This window comes from Oceanicaulis sp. UBA2681, assembly GCF_002354675.1.
Taxonomy (GTDB): Bacteria; Pseudomonadota; Alphaproteobacteria; order Caulobacterales; family Maricaulaceae; genus Oceanicaulis; species Oceanicaulis alexandrii.
Genome location: NZ_DEMB01000007.1, coordinates 1 through 25,832, shown reverse-complemented (window position 1 = coordinate 25,832; position 25,832 = coordinate 1). Strand labels below are relative to the sequence as shown.

The 25,832-nt window shown below is 63.6% G+C and carries 20 protein-coding genes; 6 read left to right on the top strand and 14 right to left on the bottom strand.

What is annotated here, in order from left to right; all coding sequences use genetic code 11:
* The first annotated feature begins 62 nt into the window (after nucleotides 1-62).
* Complete coding sequence (locus tag B3M53_RS04685) at nucleotides 63-2,378, top strand: penicillin acylase family protein (RefSeq protein ID WP_273020359.1); 2,316 nt, start codon at nucleotides 63-65, stop codon at nucleotides 2,376-2,378.
* 8 nt (nucleotides 2,379-2,386) lie between these two features.
* A complete protein-coding gene (locus B3M53_RS04680) occupies nucleotides 2,387-3,145 on the top strand; it encodes an SDR family NAD(P)-dependent oxidoreductase (protein ID WP_160093256.1) in 759 nt (252 codons plus the stop codon).
* 127 nt (nucleotides 3,146-3,272) lie between these two features.
* Here the strand turns inward: B3M53_RS04680 and B3M53_RS04675 are convergent, their stop codons facing one another.
* A complete protein-coding gene (locus B3M53_RS04675; protein ID WP_273021330.1) occupies nucleotides 3,273-5,057 on the bottom strand; it encodes an N-acyl-D-amino-acid deacylase family protein in 1,785 nt (594 codons plus the stop codon).
* A gap of 21 nt (nucleotides 5,058-5,078) precedes the next feature.
* Nucleotides 5,079-6,014 (bottom strand): bile acid:sodium symporter family protein, encoded by a 936-nt coding sequence (locus tag B3M53_RS04670; RefSeq protein WP_273021328.1) that lies wholly within the window; start codon nucleotides 6,012-6,014, stop codon nucleotides 5,079-5,081.
* Between the two features lie 194 nt (nucleotides 6,015-6,208).
* Between B3M53_RS04670 and B3M53_RS04665 the strand changes: the two genes are divergently transcribed.
* Complete coding sequence (locus tag B3M53_RS04665; protein WP_273021326.1) at nucleotides 6,209-7,930, top strand: M28 family metallopeptidase; 1,722 nt, start codon at nucleotides 6,209-6,211, stop codon at nucleotides 7,928-7,930.
* A gap of 68 nt (nucleotides 7,931-7,998) precedes the next feature.
* On the opposite strand, the gene B3M53_RS04660 is transcribed toward B3M53_RS04665, so the two are convergent.
* The 9 genes from B3M53_RS04660 to B3M53_RS04620 all read right to left on the bottom strand — a co-directional run bounded on the left by B3M53_RS04660 (nucleotide 7,999) and on the right by B3M53_RS04620 (nucleotide 16,676).
* On the bottom strand, nucleotides 7,999-9,657 hold the full coding sequence (locus B3M53_RS04660) for an AbgT family transporter (RefSeq protein WP_022701360.1): 1,659 nt from the start codon (nucleotides 9,655-9,657) through the stop codon (nucleotides 7,999-8,001).
* A 104-nt stretch (nucleotides 9,658-9,761) separates the two neighbouring features.
* Complete coding sequence (locus tag B3M53_RS04655) at nucleotides 9,762-11,072, bottom strand: TadE/TadG family type IV pilus assembly protein (protein WP_273021323.1); 1,311 nt, start codon at nucleotides 11,070-11,072, stop codon at nucleotides 9,762-9,764.
* A gap of 108 nt (nucleotides 11,073-11,180) precedes the next feature.
* Nucleotides 11,181-12,449 carry a pilus assembly protein gene (locus B3M53_RS04650; protein ID WP_273021322.1) on the bottom strand — a complete coding sequence of 423 codons (1,269 nt, stop codon included), beginning with the start codon at nucleotides 12,447-12,449 and terminating at the stop codon, nucleotides 11,181-11,183.
* A gap of 116 nt (nucleotides 12,450-12,565) precedes the next feature.
* A complete protein-coding gene (locus tag B3M53_RS04645; RefSeq protein ID WP_022701357.1) occupies nucleotides 12,566-13,750 on the bottom strand; it encodes an LL-diaminopimelate aminotransferase in 1,185 nt (394 codons plus the stop codon).
* Nucleotides 13,751-13,878: 128 nt separating this feature from the next.
* Nucleotides 13,879-14,619 carry a M48 family metallopeptidase gene (locus B3M53_RS04640; RefSeq protein WP_273021320.1) on the bottom strand — a complete coding sequence of 247 codons (741 nt, stop codon included), beginning with the start codon at nucleotides 14,617-14,619 and terminating at the stop codon, nucleotides 13,879-13,881.
* 12 nt (nucleotides 14,620-14,631) lie between these two features.
* The gene (locus B3M53_RS04635; protein WP_273021319.1) at nucleotides 14,632-14,997 is read right to left on the bottom strand and encodes a hypothetical protein; all 366 of its coding nucleotides are present in this window, start codon (nucleotides 14,995-14,997) and stop codon (nucleotides 14,632-14,634) included.
* A gap of 93 nt (nucleotides 14,998-15,090) precedes the next feature.
* A complete protein-coding gene (locus B3M53_RS04630; protein WP_273021317.1) occupies nucleotides 15,091-15,765 on the bottom strand; it encodes a hypothetical protein in 675 nt (224 codons plus the stop codon).
* A 119-nt stretch (nucleotides 15,766-15,884) separates the two neighbouring features.
* Nucleotides 15,885-16,244, bottom strand: coding sequence for a hypothetical protein (locus B3M53_RS04625; protein WP_273021315.1), 360 nt, complete (start codon nucleotides 16,242-16,244; stop codon nucleotides 15,885-15,887).
* A 9-nt stretch (nucleotides 16,245-16,253) separates the two neighbouring features.
* Nucleotides 16,254-16,676 (bottom strand): DUF4345 domain-containing protein, encoded by a 423-nt coding sequence (locus B3M53_RS04620; protein WP_273021313.1) that lies wholly within the window; start codon nucleotides 16,674-16,676, stop codon nucleotides 16,254-16,256.
* A gap of 101 nt (nucleotides 16,677-16,777) precedes the next feature.
* On the opposite strand from B3M53_RS04620, the gene B3M53_RS04615 reads away from it, so the two are divergent.
* Entirely contained in the window at nucleotides 16,778-17,737 is a 960-nt protein-coding gene (locus tag B3M53_RS04615; RefSeq protein WP_273021311.1) for an AraC family transcriptional regulator, read from the top strand.
* Here the strand turns inward: B3M53_RS04615 and gltB are convergent.
* Nucleotides 17,734-22,242: a glutamate synthase large subunit gene (gene gltB, locus B3M53_RS04610; RefSeq protein ID WP_273021309.1), complete on the bottom strand. Its 4,509-nt coding sequence runs from the start codon at nucleotides 22,240-22,242 to the stop codon at nucleotides 17,734-17,736. The two genes, B3M53_RS04615 and gltB, sit on opposite strands and share 4 nt — an antisense overlap.
* Entirely contained in the window at nucleotides 22,239-23,678 is a 1,440-nt protein-coding gene (locus tag B3M53_RS04605) for an NAD(P)-dependent oxidoreductase (protein ID WP_273021307.1), read from the bottom strand. Before B3M53_RS04605 ends, gltB begins: the two co-directional genes overlap by 4 nt.
* 276 nt (nucleotides 23,679-23,954) lie before the next feature.
* Between B3M53_RS04605 and B3M53_RS04600 the strand changes: the two genes are divergently transcribed.
* Nucleotides 23,955-24,140 carry a (2Fe-2S)-binding protein gene (locus B3M53_RS04600; protein WP_022701348.1) on the top strand — a complete coding sequence of 62 codons (186 nt, stop codon included), beginning with the start codon at nucleotides 23,955-23,957 and terminating at the stop codon, nucleotides 24,138-24,140.
* 5 nt (nucleotides 24,141-24,145) lie between these two features.
* Here the strand turns inward: B3M53_RS04600 and B3M53_RS04595 are convergent, their stop codons facing one another.
* Nucleotides 24,146-25,282, bottom strand: a complete 1,137-nt coding sequence (locus B3M53_RS04595) for a hypothetical protein (RefSeq protein ID WP_273021305.1) — start codon at nucleotides 25,280-25,282, stop codon at nucleotides 24,146-24,148.
* A 326-nt stretch (nucleotides 25,283-25,608) separates the two neighbouring features.
* On the opposite strand from B3M53_RS04595, the gene bfr reads away from it, so the two are divergent.
* Nucleotides 25,609-25,832, top strand: a 224-nt coding sequence (gene bfr, locus B3M53_RS04590) for a bacterioferritin (RefSeq protein ID WP_286799689.1), incomplete at its 3' end; no start/stop codon positions are given.

Here is a 25,832-nt window from a genome sequence, read left to right as displayed (position 1 = left end):
GAACAGGGCGCCTGGATCAAAGCATCCCGCAACGCTCGATCAGGCCATCGGGGAGGCCCAACATGAAAACCTGGATCATTCGCATTCTATTGGCAGCGCTGGCGCTGGTTCTGATTACAGTTCTGGGCGTCAGCGCCTGGATGGTGGAGCGGTTTCACGCCTCCAAGCCCCGCCAGTCCGGCGAGATCACGCTCTCCGTGCTGGATTCCCCTGCACACGTGGTGCGCGACGCCAATGGCATCGCCCACATTTTTGGCGACAGCGACGCCGATGTGATGGCGGCGTTGGGCTATGTTCATGCCAGCGAACGCTTTTTCCAGATGGACATGGCCCGGCGCTATATGCGCGGCGAACTGTCCGCCTTGTTTGGCGAGGATTATCTGCGCGCCGACGCCCAGACCCGCACCTATGGCTTCCGTCGCCTGACCGAAGAGATCGTCGCCAACACATCCGCAGACACCCGCGCGATGATGCAGGCCTATATCTCCGGCGTGAACGCGCGCCTGGCCGAGGGCTCGGTTGCGCCTGAATACGCTGTGCTGCGCGCCGCGCCTGAAGCGTGGAGCCTGGAAGACAGCGCGGCGATTGTCGTGCTGCTGGCCCATGATCTGGCCGCTGGGGCGGGCGCTGACATGGATCGCGCCTTGCTCGACGATATTCTGTCCGCCGAGCAGCTCGCGCAGTTCACCCTGAACTTCCCCGACTGGGCGCCGACCATGCTCAAGGCCGAGGATATGCGCGCCCGCTTCGGCGAGGTGCAGACGCTGCCCCTAAACGAGCCCGCCCAGCCGAGCGCGCAACCCGACAACCAGCCAGGCTCGAACGCCTGGGTGGTCTCTGGCGAGCGCTCTGAAACCGGACGACCGCTGCTCGCCAACGACCCCCATCTGGGCCTGAGCACCCCGGCGATCTGGTACTATGTGCGGCTGAACCTGTCGTATGGCCCCGTCATCGGCGGCACCGTGCCGGGCGCGCCCTTCGTCATTCTGGGGCGCAACGCCCACGCCGCCTGGGGCTTCACCAATACCGGCTTTGACGTGATCGACATTCTCGAACGCGATCGCTCAGACGAAGAGATCACAAACCGCACCGAAACCATCCAGATCAAGGGCCGCTCTGAGCCTTATGAGCTGACCGTCGAGGAAACCCGCGACGGCCCCGTGCTGGACCCGGAATGGTTTGACCTGCGCGGCTTTGACGAGGACGCCATCGTGGTGCGACGCTCCACCGTAACCGCGCCGGGCAACCGCGTGGCGGACGCCACGCTGGCGATCATGCAAGCGGAGACCTTTGACGAATTTGTCGAAGCGGGCCGCGGCTGGACCGCCCCGATGCAGAACATGCATTTCGCCAGCGTGGACGGCACCATCGGCTACACCACGGCGGGTCTGTTGCCGATCCGCGACGAGAATGGCGAGTGGACGGGTTTCATCCCGTTTGACGAGCTGCCGCGCGTGCGAAACCCCGAAGGCGGGTTCATTGCGTCCGGCAATAATCTGGTCGCCGGGCCGGACTATCCCTACCCATTGCCGGGCTCGTACGCGACCTATCGTGCGCCGCGGATCGAACGTGAGCTCAACGCGCGTGACCGTCATACGCTGGAAAGCTTCGCCGCCCTGCAAATGGATGTGACCAGCGAGCAGGCCCTGCGTCTCTTGCCCGTGCTGCTGGGGTCCGAGCCTGAAAGCCAGCTGGGAGCTGAAGCCCTGGCGCGGCTGGAAGCCTGGGACGGCGCTCTGGATATGGATGCGCCAGAGGCGCTGATCTATTCGGCCTGGCTGCGTGTGCTCTCCGGCGCAATCTGGAACGATGAGCTTGATACGCTCGCCTCCGCCTTCAATCAGCCGCGCCGCGCTTTCCTGGAAGAGGTTCTGGCGGGTGAAGCCTCGGCCTGGTGCGATGACGTGCGGACGGATGCGGTGGAGAGCTGCTCCATCACTGCCGGGCTGGCGCTCGACGCCGCCATGGCGGAAACCGCAGACGCCTTCGGGCCTGACATGAACAGCTGGCGCTGGGGCGACATGCATGTGGCCGATTTCGACCACCCGTTTGATTCCCTGCCGCTGATCGGGTCCATGTTCGCCAACCGCGTGCCCGTCCCCGGCGACGGCGCGACGATCAATGTGGCGCATTTCAGCTATGACTCAGGCAGTTATGATGTCTTCCACGCCGCATCGCTGCGGGCGATCTATGATTTGTCAGACCTCAACAACTCGCTCTACATGTTCGCGCCGGGCCAGTCGGGCCACCCGCTCTCGGACCATCATGGCGACCTCGCCCCGCGTTGGGCGGCGGGCGAGTATTTCGAGATCCGGGATGACTGGGCCGTTGAAACCGCGCCCGAAGGCAGCCATGTGCTGACCCTCACGCCGCAATAGGACCCGCCATGATCAGCCTTGAGAACCAGACCCTTTTCGTCACCGGCGCCTCCCGCGGCGCCGGCGCCGGCATCGCCCGCCAGATCGCCGAAGCCGGCGGCAAGGTGATCCTGGGCTATGCCCGCAACTCCGAAGCCGCCAAGGCCATGGCCAGCGAGCTGGGCGATCAGGCCCTCGGTCTGGTGCAGGCCGATTTCTCAGCCCCGGACGCCGCCGAACCCGCCTGGAACGAGGCGAAATCCCTCGCTGACGGCCCGATCCACGGCCTGGTGCTCAATCACGGCGTTTTTGAAGCGTCCAACGTCCACGACCCCGCCGATATCTGGAGGCAGAACTGGGCGCGGACGCTTCAGATCAATCTGCAGAGCTGCGCCGATCTCGCCCGGTGCGCGGCGCAGGACTGGGTGGACAGCGCGCAGGGCGGATCGCTCGTGGCGATCAGCTCTCGCGCCGCGCATCGTGGCGACGACGCAGACCACCCCGCCTACGCCGCGTCAAAAGCCGGGCTGATCGCGATGATCAAGACGCTGGCGCGCGCCTATTCCGGCCGGGGGCTGCTCGCTTACGCCATCTCGCCAGGCTGGATCGACACGGAAATGGCGCCGCAAGACCCAGACGACCGCAAGGCCGCCCTCGCCGAAGTGCCCTATGGCGATATGGCGAGCCCGGATGAGCTGGGCCGCCTCTGCGCCTTCCTGCTGTCCGGCGCGTGCAAAAGCGCCACCGGCGCGACCTTTGACGTCAATGGCGCGAGCTATGTGCGTTAGGGGGCTGAGACAGAGCGAGTGAACTCCCGGGGGAGCGTCAGCGAAGCCCCCGGACCTCACTCCACGAAAAGCGCCTTATCCTGATGGAGGCCCCGGCTCTGCGCTGCGCTTGGCCGGGGTTTCACTTCTACTCCGCCGCCAGCGCTTCCTGTCGTCCGGCGCGCACCAGGCGTCCCGGACGGGCCTCCGTCACCTCGTCATTGCGCACAACGACTTCACCGGAGACAATCGTCGCGCGATAGCCTTCGGCGTCCTGCAAAAGGCGCTGGCCGCCCGCGGGCAGGTCTTTGACCAGGCGCGGCGGGTGCAGGCGGAGCTTTTGGTAGTCGATGACGTTGAGGTCGGCCTTCATCCCCGGCTTGATGCGGCCGCGGTCTGACAGGCCCAGATAATCGGCGATGTCGCCGGTCAGCATCTGCACCGCGCGTTCGGGCGCAATACGCTGCCCACGGGTCCGGTCGCGGGTCCAGTAGCTCAACAGATAGCTGGGGAAGCTGGCGTCACAGACCGTGCCCACATGAGCGCCGCCATCAGACAGGCCCGGAATGGCGAGCGGGTGCTGCATCATGGTCAGCACATTGTCATAGCTCAGCTCGGTATAGTTATAGATCGGCAGATAGATCAGCTCGCGGCCGTCGCGGGCGATCACCGTGTCAAACAGCTCCTCCCACACCGACACGCCGCGCGCTTCGGCCTTGGCGCCGATGGCGTTCTCAGGCGGCTGCTCGTAATCGGGGTTTTCCGACAGGGTGAAGAGCTTGCCCGCCACCATCTCCATGTTTTCGATCAGAAGATCGGCGATGGGCGGGATCGAGCTGCCGGGACCGGCGAGCTTGTCTGATTTCTGGCTGAGGATCTTCTTGCGGAAGGCCTCGGTTTTCATCACCGCCACGCGCTCATCGAGCGGCAGATCGGCGATCTCCTTATAGGCCGGGAAGCCCATGAAGGGATGGAAGGTGCATTGCAGCCCGAGGAAGACGCCGATGGCGCGCGGGGCCACCTGGGCGCGCACGGTATAGCCTTCTTCATCCAACGCCTCGAGCCCTTTGAGGATTTTACGCCATTGATCCGGCGCGAAATCGCGCTGCATTAGGGACATGGAGAAGGGCCGCCCGCCCGCGGCGCGGACATACTCCTCGACCACTTTCCACTCCTCCTCGAACCGCGACTGGTCGCGCTCGAGATCAAAGTCCGACACCGCCTGGATGACGCCATAGTCGCGGCCCTTGAAGGCGCTGGCGATGCCGGTGAGTTCCTTGGTGGTGGCCTCGCTGGCCGGGGTCCAGTCGCCATCTGCCGTGCGGTGCAGATCTGACCGTCCGGTGGCGAAGCCGATGGCGCCGGCGTCCAGCGCTTCAGAGACGAGGTCGCGCATTTTCGCGATTTCCTCGTCATTGGCCTGCTGGTCAAAGCTGGCGCGCTGATCCATCACATAAACCCTGAGCGGGTCATGGCCGACCATGGCCGCCACATCGAGGGTGCGCGGGGTCTTCTCCAGCGCGTCGAGATAATCGGGGAAGCTCTCCCAATCCCAGCTCAGCCCTTCGGCGAGCGCGGTGCCGGGAATATCCTCCACCCCCTCCATCAGCTTGATCAGGCGCTCATGGTCGCTTTCGCGCACGGGCGCGAAACCGACGCCGCAATTGCCCATGACGGCGGTGGTCACGCCATGCTTGATCGAAGGCTCCATGCGGTCGTCCCAGGTGGCCTGACCGTCATAATGGGTGTGTACGTCGATGAAGCCCGGCGTGATGATGCAGCCCTGAGCGTCGATCACCTCAACAGCGTCGCCGGGCGCATCACCGACCGCAACAATGCGGCCATTCTTGATGCCCACATCGCCGATATAGGGCGAGCCGCCCTCGCCCTCATGGATCATGCCGCCGGTGATCTTCAGATCATAGTCCGCCATGTCGTTTCCTCCCGCATGAAGCTACGGCGCCGTTTCGGCGCTCTTTTGTGTGCGAACCCAATCAAGCCCGCGATAGAAACCGGCGAGCGCGCCGCCGCTGAACAAGTGCCAGACCGCCCAGAGCGCGGTGATCGCCGCCGCCCCGCCCACGCCTTCGAACTGGCCCAGCAAGATCACCAGGCCCAGCCCGGTGTTCTGAATGCCCACCTCGAAGGTGACCGAGCGACGTCCCGCCACGTCATATTGCAGAGCGCGCGCCGACAGCGTCCCGACGCCGAACGCGACGGCGTTGTGGATCATCGCGATCACCAGCACTGTTCCCGCCGTCGCGGTGAACAAAGCCCAGTTGGAGGCGACCCCGCCCACAACCATCACCGCCAGCCCGAACAGGCCTGCAGCCAGAAAGACCGGGCGCAGCCAGTGAGCCAGACGCGGATAGCGGTGCGCAATGCCCATCCCAACCGCCAGGGGCACGGCCAGCAACACAGTCATCTGAAGGACGAAGGGAATAGGCGACACCTCGATCGCATCCACCAGCGCGTCAGCGGGCGCGTAAAGCGAGGTCCAGAACAGGATCGAGATCGGCGTCAACAGCGCCGCCGCAAGACTGGAGGTCGCCGTCAGCGAGACTGAAAGCGCGGTGTCGCCCCGCGACAGATGGGTGAAGAAATTGGAGACATTGCCGCCCGGGCAACACGCCACCACGATCATCCCAAGCGCGATGGAGGGGGGCGGGTTCAATACATAGAGAAGTCCAAGCGTCGCGAGCGGCAACCCCAGAATTTGCGCCGCCGCGGCGCCCAGAAATCTGACGGGGCGCTGTTTGACCATGGCGAAGTCCGCCACATGCACGTTCAGCGCAACCGCGAACATCAAAACGGCCAGCAGCATCGGCAAGATCACTTGCGATCCGGGCGCCAGCTCGATCTGCACGGCGTCTAACGCAGCTATGTCCATAGCGCGCTGTCTCCTCCCCTGTGACCGGGTCTGCGGTCCCGATCCGCCCTCGCCTCTGAAACGGACAAGTGAACGGCGTTCACTTAATCCTCGCATCCTTTGACGCGTCCTGTCGAGACCTCGTCATGCCGGGCTTGCACGCGTATGGGATCAATGCACGATGCAACGCAGATAATTTCATGTGGGGAGTCACCATGTTACGTTACTTAATAACGTCGAGCTTGGCCGCGCTGGCGCTGACCGCCTGCAGCCAGCCCGCCAACGCGCCGGCAACAGATGAGCAAAGCGAAGCTGCGCCCGCTGAAACGCAAGCCAGCAGCGCCTATCCGGCGCACCAGGCGAGCGATGCGGCCATCACCGAAACGGATTTCGCTTATCGGATCAGCGCGCTCGCCGATGACCGGTTTGAAGGGCGCGGCCCGGCGTCCGAACATGGCGAGCAGGCGGCGACCTGGATCGCCGAGGAAATGGACGCCGTCGGTCTTGAGCCTGCCGGAACGGACGGCTGGTTCCAGCCCGTCCCGCTGATTGAATCCACCCTGGATGAAAGCGCGTCGAACTTTGACATCAGCATCGATGGCGAGGCCATGGGGCTTCAGACCAATGTGGACGTGGTGTTCTGGTCCCAGAACCCTGAAGAACAGGTCAGCCTGGACGCCTCCGAGCTGGTGTTCGTGGGCTATGGCGTGGTCGCGCCCGAATATGGCTGGAACGATTATGAGGGCGTGGACGTCACCGGCAAGACGGTGGTCATCCTGATCAATGATCCGGGCTTCGCCGATCCCGACGCGGGCTGGTTCAACGGCTCGGCCATGACCTATTACGGGCGCTGGACGTATAAATACGAGGAAGCCGCCCGCCAGGGCGCCGAAGGCGCGATCATCGTTCACCAGACCGCGCCGGCCGCCTATCCCTGGGGCACCGTCCAGTCAAGCTGGACCGGGCCGCAATTCACCCTCGCCTCCTCCGCCGGTCAGGAACGCGCCGACGTTCAGGCCTGGATCACCGAGGACAAGGCCGTTGAGCTTTTCTCCGCGCTCGATCTCGACTTCGCAGAGCTCAGCGAAGCCGCCGTCAGCCCTGACTTCACGCCTGTGGATATGGGCCGAGCGACGATGAGCGCGTCCCTCACCAACTCGCTGCGCACCCTGACCTCCAATAATGTGGCCGGTCAGGTCACGGGCTCGGAACGACCGGACGAATACGTGCTGTTCATGGCCCATTGGGACCATATCGGTGTGCGTCTGAACTTCTCTGGCGACGACCAGATCTATAATGGCGCCATCGACAACGCCACCGGCGTCACCGCCATGCTGGAGCTGGCGGAAGCCTACGCCAAATCCGACACCCCGCCGGAGCGGTCCGTGATCTTTGTCGCGGTCACCGCTGAGGAGCAGGGGCTTCTGGGATCGGAATACTACGCCCAGAACCCGCTGGTCCCGCTGGATCAGACCGTGGGCGGTTTCAACTTTGACGGCATCCTGCCGATCGGCCGTACGGAAGACATCGTGGTGATCGGTTATGGCGCGTCCGAGCTGGAAGACCTGTTGCGCGCCGAAGCGGAAGCGGACGGCATGTATCTCAGCCCCGATCCGAACCCGGAAGCCGGCTATTTCTACCGCTCCGACCATGTCACCCTGGCCCGTCGCGGCGTGCCGATGCTGTATGCCGATTCCGGCTCTGTCGCTGAAGAAGGCGGCGCCGAATATGGCGCGCAGATCGAGGCGGCCTATCGCCTGCAGGCCTATCACAAGCCGGCGGACGAGTTTGATCCCAACTGGGATATGGGCGGTTTCGTGCAATCCACCGAGCTGGTCTACCGCGTCTCGCGCCGCCTCACCGACTCTGAGGACTGGCCGAACTGGTATGAGGACAACGAGTTCCGCGCCATCCGCGATGCGATGATGGACGACTAGGCGTTCTAGTCGCCGACAGCAGAAAGCCGGGCGGTCCTCCGCCCGGCTTTTTTGTGTCCGCCAGTGTCTTACTGCGCCGGATACAGCGTTGGCGAACCCGGGCCGACCGGCAAGTCGAGCACGAAGGCCCAGGTGAAGAAGAAACCCGACCAGGTCAGCAAGAAGAAGATCGAATAGGGCAGCATCATCGCGATCAACGTGCCGACGCCCAGGTTTTTGTCATAGCGCGTGGCCCAGGCCAGGATGAGGCCGAAATAGCTCATCATGGGCGTGATGATGTTCGTGGAGCTGTCCCCGATCCGATAGGCGGCCTGGATCACCTCCGGCGAATATCCGATCAGCATCAGCATGGGCACGAAAATCGGCGCCGTCACCGCCCATTGGGCCGAAGCCGAGCCCAGAGACAGATTGATCACCGCACACATCAGAATGAAGAAGAAGAACAGGGCCGGCCCGGTCATGCCGGTCTCTTGCAGGAAGTTTGCGCCCGTCACCGCGGTGATGGCGCCCAGATTGGTCCAGCCGAAAAACGCCACGAACTGGGCCGCAAAGAACACCAGGACGATATAGAGCCCCAAGGACGCCAACGCCGCGGCCATGGCGTCGATGATGTCGCGATCGGTCTTCATGGTGCCTGCGACACGGCCATAGGCGTAGCCCACGGCGATGAAGAAGATCAGGATCCAGACGACGAAGCCGGAAAAGAACGGCGACCGCATGACGCTGCCGGTGTCGGGGTCGCGCAACACCCCCCAACCGGGCAGGGTCTCCGGGACCGATCCGCCGGCCAGCAAGGGCATCCAGGCGGGAAAGCGAACATCGGGCAGCAGCGTGTAGGCCATGACCGCCAGTACGGCCAGGAAGGCGAGCCCCGCAGCGCCGAGCCCTTTTCTCTCCGGCTTGGCCAGAGGCTCCATCATGGACTTGTTCAGGATCGTCGGATCGGCACGCTCGGGATTATAAGCGCCGAGCTTGGGCTCGACGACGAAGATCGACACCAGCGAGCCTACAATCGTGATCAGGAAGGTGGACGCGATCATGAAAAACCAGTTCGCCGTCGCATTCACCGTATAGGCCGGGTCAACCAGTTGCGCGGCTTCTTCGGTAATGCCCGCCAGGAGCGGATCGACCGTCCCGATAAGCAGGTTCGCGCTATAGCCCCCTGACACCCCGGCGAACGCCGCCGCCATGCCCGCCAGCGGGTGACGCCCCAGCGCGTAGAAGATCGCGCCAGCCAGCGGGATCAGCACCACATACCCCACTTCGGAAGCGGTGTTTGAAACGATGCCGGCGAACACAACCGCCACTGTCACCACATGGCGCGGCGCGCCCAGCACCATGGCGCGCACGGCGGCGGACAGAAGGCCGGACTTTTCCGCGACGCCAACGCCCAGCATCGCCACCAGCACCACGCCAAGCGGAGCAAAGCTGGTGAAGTTCTCGGTCAGGCTGGTGAAAATACGCCGGACACCATCGCCATTCATCAGGCTGACCGCCCGGATCATGCCGTCCTCGGCGACGCCTCGAGACCCTGCAGGACGTGGATCCTCGACCGCCACGCCCATCCAGCCGAACACGCCCGAGAGAAGGACGATGCCCGCCGCCAGCAAGGCGAACAGGGTCACCGGGTGCGGCAACAGATTGCCCAGCCATTCCACAGCATCAAGGAAGCGTGTGAACGCGTTGCGCTTGGGCGCTTCAGGGGTTTGAGGCTGCGAATCCGCCATCTGTGACTCCATTGTGAATTTCAGGACACAATGAAGTCTGAGACGCCATGTTTTTCAACCGCAAGGAAACAAGGGATATTCAAGCCCCCTTCTTTTCTTGTCTCTTAACGGGTCAGGCGCAGGCGATTGATGTCGGCGGCGATGGAGGAAAACGCCTCGGCGATGTCGAGATTTTCCACCTGATAATAGTTCTGGGGCTTGTTGGCGCAGTTGCGCATCAGATCGCGATTGGTGTCGCCGCTCAGTTGGAACGCGATGGTGTAGATCTGCACGCCGTTCTCTTCGGCGACGTCACAAGCCTCGGCCATGTTCTCACGCGCCTGACGCGCCGAATAAATCTCATAACTGCGCGTGCCGGTCCGGCGACGGCCCCGCCAGTCGTAATAGGTATACTCTTCGGTCCGGTATTGCGCCGTGGCCTCACCGTCGGTCATCACGACAAGGATCTTGATCGTATCACGATCCGCATAGGAGGCTGGACGATCGGAGAAACTACCGCCCAGTTGCCCGCGCCAGGACGGGTCCAGCGCCCGAGCGCCCCACATTGTCGCCACGTCGAGACCGGTATTGCCGCTGGCGCGCAGGGAGTTGATCAGGCCGCGCAAACGCCCCTCATTCTGGGAGAGGAATTCAGATTCCATATTGCTGCGCGGGCAGAACGACGAGTGATTATTGTTCCACTGGATATCGCCATTGTACTCCGTGTACGCCATCTGCCGGTAAGGCAGCTCCATCTCGATCGGATAATCTGTTCCCATATCGACACAGCCTGACCGGCGTCGCTCATTATTGCGCCCGTCAATCAGATCGTCATTCACATCGCTCGGCGTCCGCACGCCGCCATTGTAGGGGATGACAGAGATCGACGTGCGTTCCGCCGCATCTGCCGCCAGCACAATTTCCACAAACTCGTTCGCCGCATCGATCAGCGCATTGATCTTGCTGCCGCCCATGGAGCCCGACACGTCGAGCACCAGGGAAATCTCCACATCGCGCACCTGTTCGATGGCTTCGGAGAAGTGTTCCAGAGTGAGAGAGTTTATGCCGACCAGGCCCAGAATGGTGGTGGGCATGGAGACGCTGGCGGTCGCCGTGACAACGCGTGAATTGAGCGAGATGTCCGCGTTCACATCCAGCTGAAGGCTCGCCAGCAATTGCGGATGATCTTCCAGCGCGGCTTCCACATAGGCGCGCACCACATCAGCAGGGGCGCGATCCTGGGTCAGGGACGCCGCCGCCAAGGCGCCGGAATCCAAAGCGCTTTGCAGTTCAGAGCTGACCGTGGCGCTGCGTGAATAATCGAGCGCGCCGCCCACCGCCGTCACCAGAACGCCCGAGCACAGCGCCATGATGATGGCCACATTGCCGCGGCGGTCCGAAGACCAGCAAGAAAGAAAACTCAGGAGCGCCTGCATCTGAACGCCTTCGCCAAAACCGTTCCAAGCCGGAACATGCGAAGGTGGAGCTTGCAACAAACAGACCAAAAACCAGTTAAAACAATGGTTTATGAAAGATTAACGCCTCTAGCGCGCCAGACGCAGGCTGTTGAGGTCCGCCGCAATGGCGTTAAAGGCGGAGGAAATGTCCAGGCTCTCGACCTGGTAATAGTTCTCGGTCTTGCTGGCGCACTCGCGCATCAAGGTGCGGTTGGTGGAGCCTGAAACCTGAAAGGCGATGGTGTAAATGTGCACGCCCGCGGTTTCCGCGTCGTCACACGCCGCTTCCATGTTCGCGCGTGCCGTAGCGGCGCTGTAAAGTTCGTAAGTGTACCAGTCGCCTTGCCAGTTTTGCGCCCGCCGATACTGGGCGGTGGCGGCGCCGTCCGTCATCACCACCAGAACTTTCATCGTGGATGTATCGTCATAGGCGGCCGGACGATCCGAAAAATCCCCGCCCAGACGTCCGCGCCAGACAGGATCAAGCGCCCGCGCGCCCCAGGCCGTCGCCAGATCAAGTCCGGTGTTCCCGCCTGCACTGAGCCCTTCGATCAGATCCAGCAAGACCGAACGGGTCTGCTCTAAAAACACCGTGGCCTCAGATTGATCCGGGCAGAATGAAGACGACCGCCAGCCGCGCTGGTCGCGATCCTGCCAGTCCAGCCAGTCATAACCATCAGACGCCAACTCCATCTCGACCGGGTCTGTGACCCCCAGCTCGATGCAGCCGCTATCATTGGGCGTGCCCGGCAAAAGGTCATTGGTGACCGTCGCAGGCAGGCGCACCCCGCCATTATAGGGGATCACGGACAGGCTGGTCAGACCGTCCAGATCAGGGTCCATCATCAACAGGACGAACTCTTCGGCGGCGTCGCGCAAAGCGGAAATCTTGGAGCCGCCCATGGAGCCCGAAATATCAAGCACCAGCGAAATCTCCAGATTGCGCACCCGTTCATTGGCTTCCGAGGTGCGGTTCAGCGTCAGCGCGTCATAACCGATCAGGCCCAGCATCAAGGTCGGCACGCTGATCACGGCGTCGGCGGTCACCTCGCGTGAATTGATCGCCGTGTCCGAGCTGACCTGAACATTCAACCGCTCCAGCACGCCGTTATGTTCTGACAGGGCGGCGGTGATGTAATTGCGCACGACCGTTTCAGGGTCTTCGCCCTGGGTCAGCGACGCCGCCGCCAGAGTGCCGGCGTCCATGGCCGACTGGATTTCAGAGCCGATGGTGAAGGTGCGTGAATAGTCCAGCGCCCCGCCGACGCTGACCACCATCGGGGCCAGCAGCATGGCGAACATCATCGCCACATTACCGCTTGCATCGCTGAAAAATTTCGCCAGAAGCGAGCGCATGTCCAGACCCTTATTCGCGCCCTTGCGCAAAACGGATCCAGACTTCGCTTACCCCTATTAAAACATTGAAAAGAAACAGGGTAAATGCTGCGTTCACCCTGTTTCCAATCAAGGCGTTAGCCCTTGGCGAAAAAGCCTTTCAGGGCGCGGGCGGCCTGGCGGATACGTTGCTCGTTCTCCACCACGGCCAGGCGCACATGGGTGTCGCCGCGCTCGCCGAATCCCAGCCCCGGCGCCACCGCCACATCGGTCTCTTCCAGCAGCTTCTTGGCGAACTCCACCGAGCCCAGATGCGCGAAGGGCTCAGGGATCGGCGCCCAGGCGAACATGGTCGCGGGGGGACTCGGGATATGGAACCCGGCGCGGCCAAAGCTCTCCACCAGTACGTCCCGGCGTTTCTTGTAGGTCTCGCGCGCTTGCGCCACATGGTCCTGCGGTCCGTCGAGCGCCGCCACCGCCGCGATCTGGATCGGCGTGAACGCGCCGTAATCGAGATAGGATTTCACCCGTTTGAGCGCATCCACCAGACGCGCCGAGCCCGCCGCAAAGCCCATCCGCCAGCCCGGCATGGAATAGGTTTTGGACATGGAGGTGAACTCCACCGCCACATCCTTGGCGCCCTCGACCTCGAGGATGGAGGGCGGCGGATTGCCGTCAAAATAGATCTCGGAATACGCAAGGTCGGAGATGAGAACGAGATCGTTCTCTTTCGCGATCCGCACCGCCTCCTTGTAAAAATCCAGATCGACCACCTGCGCGGTCGGGTTGGACGGGAAGTTCAGCACCAGCGCCGACGGCGCGGGAATCGAGCGGCGGCAGGCATGCACCGCCTCGCGCAGGAAATCCTCGGGATCCTTGAAGCCCACGGGACGCACCGCAGCGCCCGCGATCAGGAAGCCGAACATGTGGATCGGATAGGAGGGGTCCGGCACCAGGATCACATCGCCCGGCGCGGTGATCGCCTGGGCCAGGTTCGCAAGGCCTTCCTTTGAGCCCAAGGTCACGCACACTTCAGTGTCGGGGTTCAGCCCCACATCAAACCGGCGCTCATAATAGCGCGCCAGCGCCTTGCGAAGCGACGGTACGCCCTGGCTGGCGGAATAGCGGTGCGCGCGCGGATCCGCGGCGACTTCGGCGAGCTTGGCGATGATGTGCGGTGCGGGGGCAAGGTCAGGATTGCCCATGCCGAAATCAATGACGTCACGGCCTTCGGAGCGATAGGCCTGCTTCATCCGGTTCACTTCCGCGAACACATAAGGCGGCAAACGCCGCTCGCGGTAAAATTCTTCGTCGTGGGACATCGGTCAAATCGCCCTGCTGTACTGCAACATGCAGCCTACTCCGCCCGCCCCACAGGGCGTCAATGGGGCGCAGCTGTGGCGAAGCGAAGAATTGCACGGACAAAATCACGCCAGACTGGATTGGGCGACTAAAACGCCCCGCCCGGAGGCCGGGTATCGCGCAAGGCGCGCTGACGTCGCCGCTGATCCGGCATCAGCTCATCGAGGAAGCGATGAAAGCGCGGCGAGTGATCCATCACCAGAAGATGGCAGGCCTCATGCGCGCAGACATAATCAACCAGACTTTCAGGATAGGCGATCAGGCGCGCATTCATGCGGATCGAGCCGTCAGACGAGCATGACCCCCAGCGCGCCTTCTGTTCGCGCACGCTCACTTTCGGCCGCTTCGCGCCCAGCGCCTCGGCATAGGCCTCAAGCTTGGGCGTCATCAGATCGAGCGCCTCACGCTTGCGCCAGCGTTTCAGCGCGGCCAGCACCGCCTTGCGGCTTTCGGCAGGGTCGAGATGGCGGTCCACGCAGACGACCACCGCCTCCGCCTCGCGCATCACCGTGCTGCGCGCCTTGTCATGGGGGCGCACGGTCAGGCGCAACTCCTCGCCCAGCCAACCGATCATTTCGCCGTCCACGCCTTTCAGCGCCGGCGGCGTGCGCGCTTGCCGTCGCTCCAGCCGGTCGATCACCCAGGAGGCTTTCTCGCGCACGACAGCGTCCGCCTCCCGCACGCTGACGCGCACGGGCAAAGTCACCGTCAGGCCGTCCTCGCTGACTTTCAGACCGATCGTCTTGCGCCGGGACGAGCGTTTGAGCGTGTACATCAGCGCCCGGTCGGCCAGCTCGATCTGGCGCATCTGCATGTCAGGCCCGGCCATGCTGGCGACCGCCTAAGCCGTGCGCGGCGCGGTCAGCGCCACATAATGCAGCCCCAGCAGCATCACCGCCCCGCCCACATAGAGCCCGGCGAAGGGCGCATAGCCCACCTGCCCGACGACCAGCGCCATCACGGCCATGACCAGCCCGTACACCGCCAGCGCCAGAACCACGATCCGGCCGAGCGCTCGGTCTTCCGCGCCGCGCCAGCGCGCCCGCGAGGTCCAGGTCAGAACCGGCAACACCACGAGAGCAAGGCCCAGCGCCAGATAGGCCGGCAACCCCGCGCCCGCGAGCGCGCCCTGGGCCACAAGCCCGCCAGCGCCCGCCAGCATCATCAGAACGCCCCAGACCAGGGGATGATTGATACGTTTCAACATGGAGAGGAGCTTAGAACGTGTCGCGGACCCGCGCCAGATGAGGCGTTGGTCGCAGATGGGGAAAAGGCGCAGGAGAAACGCCCGCGTCCCGTCCTACTCGGTCGAGCGCACCGCGATCCGGTCCTGGGCGCGGTCGAGCACGCCTTGGGAAAGCCCGGCCCAGAGCGGCCCCTCAAGGCGGGTTTCGATGATCTCGGCCATGGTCGAGCCCGTGGGCTCAAGATCCTCGATATAGATGATCATCAGCTCTTCCCGCGCGGTTTCGGGGTCCAGCAAATGCTTCATCGTGGCGTTGATCGTCTCCGCAGGCAGGGTGTAGCCGGCCTCAGCCAGCACGGCGCGCATCATGGCGTTATCCGAGCCGGGCTCGGGCGCATCGCTTGCGCCTTCTCCGAAACGGGGGCGAACAAAGAATTCGGCCTCTCCCAGAGCGCGCGTTTCCAGATCCGAGAGGTGAAAGTCATAGCTCGCCTCGGGCCGTGTCGGCAGATAGGCCTCAAACTGGATCCAGTAGAGCCGGTCCACGATCCGGTCGGCGTCCGCCTCCACAAACAGATGCATCTCTGCATCCACAACATCATAGAGCGCCCAGCGCCGCCCGCCCGCATAGACCGCTGTCTCGGGCAACTCAATGCGCGCGTCGGGCTGATAGGACGAAGACAGTGTGGCGCCTTCGGCCTGACGCATGGGCGCGGGCCAGGGCGCGGCGCAGTCAGTGGCGGCGCACGCCTGCAGGGCGAAGGTCAAAGCCAGTGCGCTCAAGATCATGGGTCGGTCCGATGCTGTTCAAGTGTCGCGGGTGCAACCGTCAGCAGACCGGACAGGCTCAGCCAAAGCCAATGAAACATTGGTAAGATCAGGGGTGTGGGGCTCCGGTCAGAACCGCTTCAGCTTGCGCCTGGCAGCTTTCGCGCCATCACCGCCAAGCCCACAAAGCCGACCAGACCGCCCAGTTGCAGGCCGATGCCGATCACGGCGGGGCCGAAGAGCACGGCGGCGATGACGACGCTGACCAGCGCTGTCCCAAGCGCGGCGAGGCTGGTGCGGGTCCGCCACAGCGTCGGCGCCGCGCGCCAGCGCTCACGATTGATGAAGCCGATCCCCAAAAGCGCCGCCGTGCCGAGAAATGGCCCAAGCACAGCGCTCCAGTGCGTCGTCACCAGAAGGCCCGCCGAGGCGGTCCAGGCGAGACCGATGACGAGCAAAGCCGCCGCCAGCCAGTAAGGGGTCTGCAAAAGGCGTGTCATGGCCAGAGCCTAGGCGGGTTTGAGCCCCGCTTCCAGTGCGGAGGACTCCGCCAGCGCGCCCATCGCCCAGACGCTGGCGAAGCCCAGGACCAGTTCGATCCCGAAAGCAGCGAGCAGGCCTGCGTCTGGCATGCCGTCCAAGGGGATAGAGACCAAGCGCCCCAGCGCCCAGCCGAGCAGAATGAGGGCGCTCACTCCGCTCGCCGCTCTCGTCCAGAGCCCCAAGGCGGCTGAAGCCAGCACAAAACCGCCGCCCAGGGCCAAGGCGCCACCCGGCGCGCGCAATTCGTTGAGCAGATTGGGATCAGGGCTGAGCGTCACCCCGTTCAACGCGAACATGGCGTGCGGGTCGGAGATCAGCATCACCCCGATCCCTGCGAGCACGACACCGTTGATCCCCAGCAGCGCGCGAATAATCCCGTGTGTGTTCATGGCGTTTCTCCTGTCCAAAAGCCGGGAGGAGATTGCGTTCGCCGCTGCGAACAGGCCATGCTCGCCCGTCCGAGATAATTGACCCTCCGTCCGGGGTTTTCATGAGCACGCCCAACACAGACCCTCGCCCCCGACCCGATCCGCTGACGGCTCTGCTTGATCAGCTGAAGCTGACGGGGACCTTGTATTGCCAGACCGACATGGCGGCGCCCTGGGGCATCGCCCTGCCCGCGTTTGAGGGCTTGTCTCTGATCGCCATCGTCCTCGACGGCGCCTGTCAGCTGCAGCTGGACGGCGAAGCGCCTGTTCTGCTGAAAGCAGGCGATCTGGCGCTCATCCCCAATGGCGCGCGCCATGACCTTTTCAGCGATCCTGAGGCTGACAGGGTCCCGCTGGACAAGCTGGACGTGACGCCGCTGAGCCAGAGATACGAGACCCTGACGCTGGACGGCCCCGGCCCGCGTGCCCGCATCACCTATGGCGTGGTGCGCTTTGATCAGGTGCTGGGCGCGCAATTGATGGCGCATTTGCCCAGGCTGATCGTTTCAAGAGGCGCGCAAGACGAAGACAGCTGGATCACCTCCACGCTGGCGATCATCGCGCGAGAATCCGAACAACTCTCACCGGGCAGCGAGGCGATAATCACGCGATTGACCGATGTGCTTGTGATCCAGCTGGTCCGCAGCTGGCTCGCGACTGAAGCCCGCGCGCAGACCGGCTGGCTGGCCGCCCTGCGCGATCCGCATCTGGGCCGCGCCCTCACCGCGCTTCATGACCAGCCGCAACGCGACTGGACAGTAGAGGCGCTCGCGCGCGAAGCCGGGCTGTCGCGCTCGATCTTCGCCGCGCGCTTCACCGAACAGCTGGGCCGATCCGCCATCAGCTATCTCACCCAATGGCGGCTGCATCTGGCCCATCGCGCCCTGTCCGACACACGCACCCCGATGATCGAGATCGCCGAAGCTGCGGGCTACAGCTCTGAAGCCGCGTTCAGCCGCGCCTTCAAACGCCAGTTCGGTCACGCCCCTGGCGCCGTGCGGCGGGACGCTGACCCCGCCTAAGCGCGCTTCTCCTGCGCTTCCATGCCCGTCGCGGGCGGGAAGGGCACGATGTGGCGGATGGCGGTTTTGCGGGTCTCCCAGTCATTGAGGATCGCGGCGGCGTGCAGGCTGCCGGTGGCGGCGTAATGATCCTCGATCAGGGCGCGGCAGCGGGCCTCGGCCTCGCCCGCCAGCACATGCACCCCGACATTTTCAGGGTTGAGGCGCGGCTCCAGCCGGTTGGCTTCATCGAGCACAAAGGCTTCGCCCCCGGTCATGCCGGCGGCGAAATTATCGCCGACCTTACCGAGGATCACCGCCACGCCGCCGGTCATGTATTCGCAGCCATTGGCGCCGCAGCCTTCAACCACCACGGTCGCGCCGGAGTTTCTGACCGCAAAGCGCTGGCCCGCCCCGCCCGCGGCGAAGACGCGGCCGGACGTGGCGCCATAAAGCACGGTGTTGCCAATAATGGCGTCGCCGGGGCGATGCTCCTTGCAGCCGCCAAAGGGACGAATGGCGATCGTGGCGCCGGACAGGCCTTTGCCCACATAATCGTTGGCGTCGCCCTCAAGCTCGATCCGCAAACCCGTGGCCGAGAACGCGCCGAGGCTTTGGCCCGCCGAGCCGCGCAGGCGCAGGGTGAGCTGGCCGTCTTCGAGCCCGTCCGGGCCGAAGGTGCGCACGATTTCCGACGACACCCGCGCGCCCACGGCGCGGTCGGTGTTCTTCACGTCATAGACAAGCTGCATCTTTTCACGGCGCGAGAAGACCGGCTCGGCGTCTTTGAGGATCTGCTCGTCCAGCGCCGGAGCGACCGGATTGCGCTGGGTGCGGGTCGAGCGCGGGGGCCGCGCCTGCGGATCCACGCGCACCAGCAGCGGATTGAGATCAAGATCATCAAGATGATCCGCGCCGCGACTGACCTGATCGAGCAAGTCCGCGCGGCCGATCACGTCTTCCAGACGCTCCGCGCCGAGGCCCGCGAGAATCTCGCGGGTGTCGCGGGCGATGAAGGTCATCAGATTGACCACATGGTCGGCGAGCCCGGAGAAGCGCTTGCGCAATTCTTCATCCTGGGTGCACACGCCCACCGGGCAGGTGTTGGAATGGCACTGGCGCACCATCAGACAGCCCAGCGCCACGAGCGAGGTGGTGCCCACCCCGAACTCTTCCGCGCCCAGCATCGCCGCGATCACCACGTCGCGCCCGGTGCGGATGCCGCCATCCGCGCGCAAGGTGACCCGCTCGCGCAGACCGTTGAGCGAGAGCACCTGGTGGGCTTCAGAGAGGCCCAGCTCCAAAGGCGCGCCGGCGAACTTGATCGAGGTTTGCGGGCTGGCGCCCGTGCCCCCGACGCTGCCGGAGATCAGGATGATGTCGGCATGCGCTTTCGCCACGCCCGCCGCCACCGCGCCCACGCCCGCCGCCGAGACGAGCTTCACGCACACGCGCGCAATGGGATTGATCTGCTTGAGGTCGTAGATCAGCTGGGCGAGGTCTTCGATCGAATAGATGTCATGGTGCGGCGGCGGGCTGATCAGGGTCGCACCCGGCGTTGCATGACGCATCTTGGCGATGAAACCGGTGACCTTGAAGCCGGGCAATTGCCCGCCCTCGCCGGGCTTGGCGCCCTGGGCGACCTTGATCTCGATTTCGCGGCACTGGTTTAGATATTCCGCCGTGACGCCGAACCGGCCCGAGGCGACCTGTTTGACCGCCGAGTTCATGTTGTCGCCGTTCGGCATCGGGTGATAGCGCGCGGGGTCCTCCCCGCCCTCGCCCGAGACAGACTTGGCGCCGATGCGGTTCATGGCGACATTGAGCGCGCCATGCGCTTCCTGGCTCAGCGCGCCGAGAGACATGCCCGGCGTGACGAAGCGCTGGCGGATCTCGTTCACGCTTTCACAGCGCGACAAATCCACAGGCGTGCTCACGGGCCGCGGCTCCAGCAGGTCGCGCAGCTGGATGGGTTGGTCCTCATGATTGAGTTTCGCCACATAGGCGCGATAGGCGTCGTAATCCTCGTTGCGGACAGCCTTTTGCAACAGGCTGATCGAGGTCGCTTCCAGCGCATGCGCCTCGCCCGAGCTGCGCTGGCGATAGAACCCGCCCACCGGCAGGCGCACGGCGTCATCATGACGCCAGGCCCAGCGATGAAGTTCTGCGAGCTTTGATTCCAGACCCGCCAGGCCAATGCCGGAAATGCGGCTGGTCACCCCACCCAGATATTCGCTGGCCACGGCGCGGCTGAGGCCCAGTACTTCGAAATTACACCCGCCGCGATAGGAGCTGACGACGGAAATGCCCATTTTGGACATGATCTTGAGAAGCCCCGCATCAAAGGCGGTCTTCATGTTGCGCGCCTTCTGCTCAGCGCTCATCCCCGACAGAGTGCGCTCGGTGCGCGCGGCTACGGTTTCAAACGCCAGATACGGGTTCACCGTGGTGGCCCCAAGGCCCACCAGAACCGCCAGCGCATGCGGATCGGTCACCTCGGATGTGCGCGCATTGAGCGAGCAATAGGTGCGCAGGCCCTTGCGTGTGAGGTGAGTGTGCACAGCCCCCACCGCCAGCGCCATGGGCACGGGCGCAAAGCGCTCGTTCTGGCGCTCATCGGTCAGGATCAGATGCTGGGCGCCGCCTTCGCTGACCGCCGCCTCGGCTTCGGCACGAATCCTGTCGAGCGCAGCTTTCAGGCCCGCGCCGGAGCCGGTGGCGTCCGCGGCCGGCAAGGTCACGTCGATCAGCGCGACCCCCTCGCCCAGAATGGCGCGCAGGCGGTCATACATGCCGTTGGTCAGAACCGGAGAGTTCAGCACGAAGACATCGGTTTGCGCCGCGTCTTCCTCCAGCACATTGCCCAGGTTCTTGAACCGGGTTTTCAGGCTCATCACCCGGCCTTCGCGAAGCGGGTCGATGGGCGGGTTGGTGACCTGGGAGAAGTTCTGCCGGAAGTAATGGCTGATCGGGCGATAGCGGTTGGACAACACCGCCAGCGGGCTGTCATCGCCCATGGAGCCGATGGCTTCCTTGGCGTCCTCGGCCATGGGCGAGAGGATGATCTCGATCTCTTCCATCGTCATGCCGGCGGCGGCCTGGCGTCGGGCGCGCTCGGCGTCCTCAAAGAGGAGAGGCTCAGGACCGGGCCCGACTTCGGACTCGATCTCGCGGACGTTTTTCAGCCAGTCTTCATATGGATGCTTGGCGGCGAGCTGATCGAGCATTTCGGTTTCGCGCAAGAAACCGCCTTCGGCCAGATCCACAGCGATCAGGCGCCCGGGCGCCACGGCGCCGCGTTCAATGACGCGCGACGGTTCGAGCTCGGCCATGCCGGTTTCAGAGCCGACGGTCAGAAGTCCGTCTTCAGACAGGCTCCAGCGCAGCGGACGCAGACCGTTGCGATCAAGCCCCGCAATCGCCCAGCGACCGTCGCACGCGATCACAGCGGCAGGCCCGTCCCAGGGCTCCATCACAGAGTTGCAATACTCGTACAGCCCGCGCCAGGACCCCGGCATGATCTCGCCGCGCTTGGACCAGGCTTCGGGGATCAGAAGCGTTTTCGCCATGGGCGCAGAACGACCCGCCCGCACCAGAATCTCAAACACCTCGTCCAGCGCCGCGGAATCCGAGGCGCCAGGGCTGATCACCGGACGGACAACATCCTCGGCGTCCTTGAACGCGGAATGGGCCATGAGGATCTCATGGCTTTTCATCCAGTTGCGATTGCCCTTCAGAGTATTGATCTCGCCATTATGGGCGAGCATGCGGAAAGGCTGGGCCAGCTTCCATTCCGGGAAGGTGTTCGTCGAATAGCGCTGATGGAAGATCGCAAAGGGCGACACGAAGCGGGCGTCGCGCAGATCAGGATAGAACTGGTCGATGGCCTCGGCCAGGAACATGCCCTTGTAGACCACGTCGCGTGCGGACAGCGAACAGACGTAAAGCTCAGGCACGGCCTCGGCGCGGGCGCGTTGCTCGATGCGGCGGCGCACCAGATAGAGCGTGCGTTCCAGCTCGTCCGCGTTCCGGTCGGTCGCGTCTTCAAACAGGATTTGTTCAATCGCCGGACGCGTCGCCGCAGCCTTGGCCCCCAGACAGGACGGGTCCACCGGCACCTGACGCCAGCCAAACAGACGCAAGCCCGCGCGCAGCACCTCGGTCTCGACGATGGTGCGGCCCTTTTCCTGGGAGCCAAAATCAGTGCGCGGCAAGAAGACCATGCCCACGCCAATGGCGTGATCGCTGGGCTCGTGTCCCGTGCGGGCCACCGCCGCCTTGAAGAAGTCCTGCGCAATGCCAAGCCGCAGACCGGCGCCATCGCCGGTCTTGCCGTCCGCGTCCACAGCGCCGCGGTGCCAGACCGCTTTCAGGGCTTTCAGACCTAATTCCACGGTTTCACGCCGCGGCTCGCCCTTGATGTCGGCGATCAGGCCGACGCCGCAGGCGGAGCGCTCGCTCTCAAGCTCGTATGCGCCGGCGTCAATCAAGCGCTGGCGTTCGGTCAGATAATCAAACTGGCTCATTCGGCTGGCTCCGCAATCGGCTGCGCCTGCGCAGAGCGCGCGCCCGCCATCAGATCGGCATGGATGGTCTCAGCGGCGTCCAGGCCGTCTTTCACAGCCCAGACCACCAGGGAAGCGCCGCGCACGGCGTCGCCGCCCGCGTACACCCCTGGCAGAGAGGTGCGGCTGCGGTCGGTCACACGGATCGCGCCGCGCGGATTGAGCTCAAGCCCGTCCGCGCCCAGGGTCTGTGGGAAGTTCTCCGGCTCGAACCCCAGCGCCGCGATCACCATGTCGGCGGCGCGGTCTTCTTCCTGACCGGCCATCGCCACCGGACGACGGCGGCCCGAGGCGTCAGGCGCGCCGAGGGTCATTTTCTGAATGCGTACGCCAGAGGCGGTCTCGGCATCGCCGAGAATGGCGGCGGGAGCGCTGAGCCAGTCAAACATCGCGCCCTCTTCCTCGGCGTGGACCACTTCACGAGCCGAGCCGGGCATGTTCACGCGGTCGCGGCGGTATAGGCACGCCACGCTGTCCGCCCCCTGACGGATGGCGGTGCGCACGCAATCCATGGCGGTGTCCCCGCCGCCGATCACCAGAACGCGCTTGCCGCTGGCGTTCAGGCGACCGCCCTGTCCGCTCTCATCGCCAAAACCCGCCTTGTTGGAGGCGGTGAGATAATCGAGCGCCGGAACGAGGCCGCGCCCGCCGCCGCCCGGACAGGTCAGGGCGCGCGCCGCATAAGCGCCCGCCGCCACATAAACCGCGTCATGGCGGGATCGAAGTTCGGTCAGGTTGGCGTCCCGGCCCACTTCGAAATTGAGCTTGAACACCACGCCGCCCTCTTCGAGGCGCTGGGTGCGGCGCTCGACCACGGATTTGTCGAGCTTGAAGTTGGGAATGCCGTAGATCAGCAAGCCGCCCGCGCGATCCTGCCGCTCATAGATCGTCACGTCATGGCCATGCTGGGCCAGACGCTCGGCGGCGGACAAACCCGCAGGACCCGAGCCGACAATGCCCACGGACAGACCAGTCTTGCGCGCAGGACGGATCGGTTTGACCCAGCCATTTTTCCAGGCGGTCTCGGTGATGAACGTCTCCACCGAGCCGATGGTGACCGCGCCATGGCCGGATTGCTCGATCACGCACGCGCCTTCGCACAACCGGTCCTGCGGGCAGATTCGGCCACAGACTTCGGGCATGGCGGAGGTTGCGGAGGAGCGCTCATACGCCTCTTCCAGACGCCCTTCCGCAACCAGCATCAGCCAGTCTGGAATGTCATTGTGCAAGGGACATCCCGATTGGCAGAACGGGACGCCGCATTGCGAACAGCGTTCAGCTTGCGCCTCACCCTGCTCCAGGCTGAAAGGCGCATAGATCTCGTCAAAGTCGGTCCGGCGCTCGTCTGCGGACCGTTTGTCCGGATAGCGCTGGTCCGTGCTTGTGAATTTCAGCACAGCCGTCTCCTCATGCTGTCCGCGACGTCTTTGTGACGCTCTTTGTTCGGACTTTCTTGCTGCATTGCATCATGAGAAAGCCAGTTAGCGCAAGCATGAGGCCGTTCAATCAAACACGGTTTGCTTCAGAATCCAGTGAAACAAGGGCGTTTACACCTGTTAAACTTTTGGCAGTCGCGCCCTCCAGATCGCCGTTGACACTCATTCGCAAGAATGACTATATTAGTTGCGAATGATTTGCGTACACACTCGCAACCCGCATCACGGATCTGCTCCATGTATGTTTGCCTCTGCAACGCGCTGAAATGCACCCAGTTCAAAGCCGCCGCCAAAAACGGCGCTGGCGATGTGCCGAGTGCGTTCAAGGCGTGCGGCGCCAAGCCCCGGTGCGGCCGGTGCTTTGAAGAAGCGGCGCGCGTGATGGGTCATGACCGGGCTGAAACGGCTGGCGCGGCGGCCTGAGCCGATTATTCGGCTGGAAGCGGCGCGGCTTGAGGCTCAAGCGTATCTGAACGCTCAGACAACATGGACAACGACAAAGGCTGCACGAGCGGCAATCGCGTCAGCAAGGGCGCGATGAACGGTCCGCTATACCATCGCACGCCCAACTCCCTAAGCACCATGAAACTGGTCTGTCTCGCCACCGCGGCGGCATAGGTGTCAGCGCCCAGACGCGCTGCGCGCGCGACCAGTTGCGCCAGTTTGTCTTGCAAATCCGAGCCGATGGGCGAGCCCCGCGTGAGGTCCTTCATCGCGCCGCCGAAGGCCTGCACGCCGCAGCCCTCATAGCGCTCGATCTCGAACTCCAGCGTATGACACTGCACCAGGCATTTGATCTTCAAGGTTCTGAGCGTGCCGGTAATTTCCTGTAGTCGGCTGATGGGCGCGCCGTCCGGCGTGCCGTCTATGCGGATGGTCACCGCCTTGTGCAGATGCTCTGGCAAAGCGCGCAAGCGGGCATAGTATTCCTGTCTGTCATGAGGCTCGACCAGGGTGCGGTAATGCGGGGTCAGGCACACGGCGGCGGAATGCCCTTTCGCCCAGCACGCCTCCAGCGCGTCAAGCACCAGCATCTGGACGTCAAAGTCGCGCTGCGCCGTCACATGCGCCTCAAACGGGTATTCATGCCGGTGGCCAAACCGAAGCACGCCCCCGACATTCCTGACAGGCAGGCAAAACGACGAGATCAAGGCTTGGCGCGTCAGGTCATAGACCGGCTCATAGGCCACACGAGTGCGAAGGGTTTCAGGATGAAGCGCTTGCTCTTCCTTCTGTCCTTTTGAATCGCCCGGCTTTGTGTCTGAAACCTGACTGACGCCCTGGGCGGCGAAAAAGGCGGCGAGTTCGCTCTGGTCAAGCCTGAGCGCCCGAGAGCTGACCTTCAGCTTGCGAAAAATCTCATCGCCCACATAAAACCGGTTGAGCTCTTCGGAAATCCAAGCGGCTTGCGCTTCGGCCGCATTGGCCCGCTCCGTATCGAAAATGACGAGAAAGCCTTCATCACAACGGAACAAAACATCACTGGGTTGCAGGCGTCGCGCGATAAAGGCTTCGCTGACATCAAAAATTTTAGACTTGAGGTCTTCCCAGCGACTTCCAGCCACGTTCTTGATCAAGTCCAGATTTATGATCTGAAACTGACCCAAGGCGACACTTTTGGCGCCGCGTAGCTGCTCTCTAATAGAGGCAAGAACATCCGCCGGTCTCGGCATGTATATGATCCTCTTACTTTGAGGTAATCTGCCAGAATTTTGCGCCTCGGACCATCAGATTGGTGGGACATCGTGAAGAAAAGCTGACACCACCTGAGTATAGTGTCGGCTTTTGTGCAACTCAGTATCAGTGACGAAGATAATTGGCCCAAGCCCCTTCCCTCACAGGCCGAACTCGCTAGTTTCAAGTCCTGATTTTCAACACAATGGAGACGGCCATGAAGGGCGATCCCAAGGTTATCGAGCACCTGAACAAGGCGCTGCGCCTGGAACTGACGACGGTCAACCAATACTTCCTTCATGCGCGCATGTTCAAAGACTGGGGCTTCGCAAAGATCGCCAAGGTCGAGTACGAAGAATCCATCGACGAGATGAAGCATGCCGATGCGCTGATCGAGCGCATCCTGTTTCTGGAAGGCCTGCCCAATGTTCAGGATCTGGG

What these genes read in the sequence shown, in the direction of transcription:
- B3M53_RS04685 (WP_273020359.1), top strand. Translation starts at nt 63, where the DNA reads ATGAAAACCTGGATCATTCGCATTCTATTGGCAGCGCTGGCGCTGGTT.
- B3M53_RS04680 (WP_160093256.1), top strand. Translation starts at nt 2,387, where the DNA reads ATGATCAGCCTTGAGAACCAGACCCTTTTCGTCACCGGCGCCTCCCGC.
- B3M53_RS04675 (WP_273021330.1), bottom strand. Translation starts at nt 5,057, where the DNA reads ATGGCGGACTATGATCTGAAGATCACCGGCGGCATGATCCATGAGGGC.
- B3M53_RS04670 (WP_273021328.1), bottom strand. Translation starts at nt 6,014, where the DNA reads ATGGACATAGCTGCGTTAGACGCCGTGCAGATCGAGCTGGCGCCCGGA.
- B3M53_RS04665 (WP_273021326.1), top strand. Translation starts at nt 6,209, where the DNA reads ATGTTACGTTACTTAATAACGTCGAGCTTGGCCGCGCTGGCGCTGACC.
- B3M53_RS04660 (WP_022701360.1), bottom strand. Translation starts at nt 9,657, where the DNA reads ATGGCGGATTCGCAGCCTCAAACCCCTGAAGCGCCCAAGCGCAACGCG.
- B3M53_RS04655 (WP_273021323.1), bottom strand. Translation starts at nt 11,072, where the DNA reads ATGCAGGCGCTCCTGAGTTTTCTTTCTTGCTGGTCTTCGGACCGCCGC.
- B3M53_RS04650 (WP_273021322.1), bottom strand. Translation starts at nt 12,449, where the DNA reads ATGCGCTCGCTTCTGGCGAAATTTTTCAGCGATGCAAGCGGTAATGTG.
- B3M53_RS04645 (WP_022701357.1), bottom strand. Translation starts at nt 13,750, where the DNA reads ATGTCCCACGACGAAGAATTTTACCGCGAGCGGCGTTTGCCGCCTTAT.
- B3M53_RS04640 (WP_273021320.1), bottom strand. Translation starts at nt 14,619, where the DNA reads ATGGCCGGGCCTGACATGCAGATGCGCCAGATCGAGCTGGCCGACCGG.
- B3M53_RS04635 (WP_273021319.1), bottom strand. Translation starts at nt 14,997, where the DNA reads ATGTTGAAACGTATCAATCATCCCCTGGTCTGGGGCGTTCTGATGATG.
- B3M53_RS04630 (WP_273021317.1), bottom strand. Translation starts at nt 15,765, where the DNA reads ATGATCTTGAGCGCACTGGCTTTGACCTTCGCCCTGCAGGCGTGCGCC.
- B3M53_RS04625 (WP_273021315.1), bottom strand. Translation starts at nt 16,244, where the DNA reads ATGACACGCCTTTTGCAGACCCCTTACTGGCTGGCGGCGGCTTTGCTC.
- B3M53_RS04620 (WP_273021313.1), bottom strand. Translation starts at nt 16,676, where the DNA reads ATGAACACACACGGGATTATTCGCGCGCTGCTGGGGATCAACGGTGTC.
- B3M53_RS04615 (WP_273021311.1), top strand. Translation starts at nt 16,778, where the DNA reads ATGAGCACGCCCAACACAGACCCTCGCCCCCGACCCGATCCGCTGACG.
- gltB (WP_273021309.1), bottom strand. Translation starts at nt 22,242, where the DNA reads ATGAGCCAGTTTGATTATCTGACCGAACGCCAGCGCTTGATTGACGCC.
- B3M53_RS04600 (WP_022701348.1), top strand. Translation starts at nt 23,955, where the DNA reads ATGTATGTTTGCCTCTGCAACGCGCTGAAATGCACCCAGTTCAAAGCC.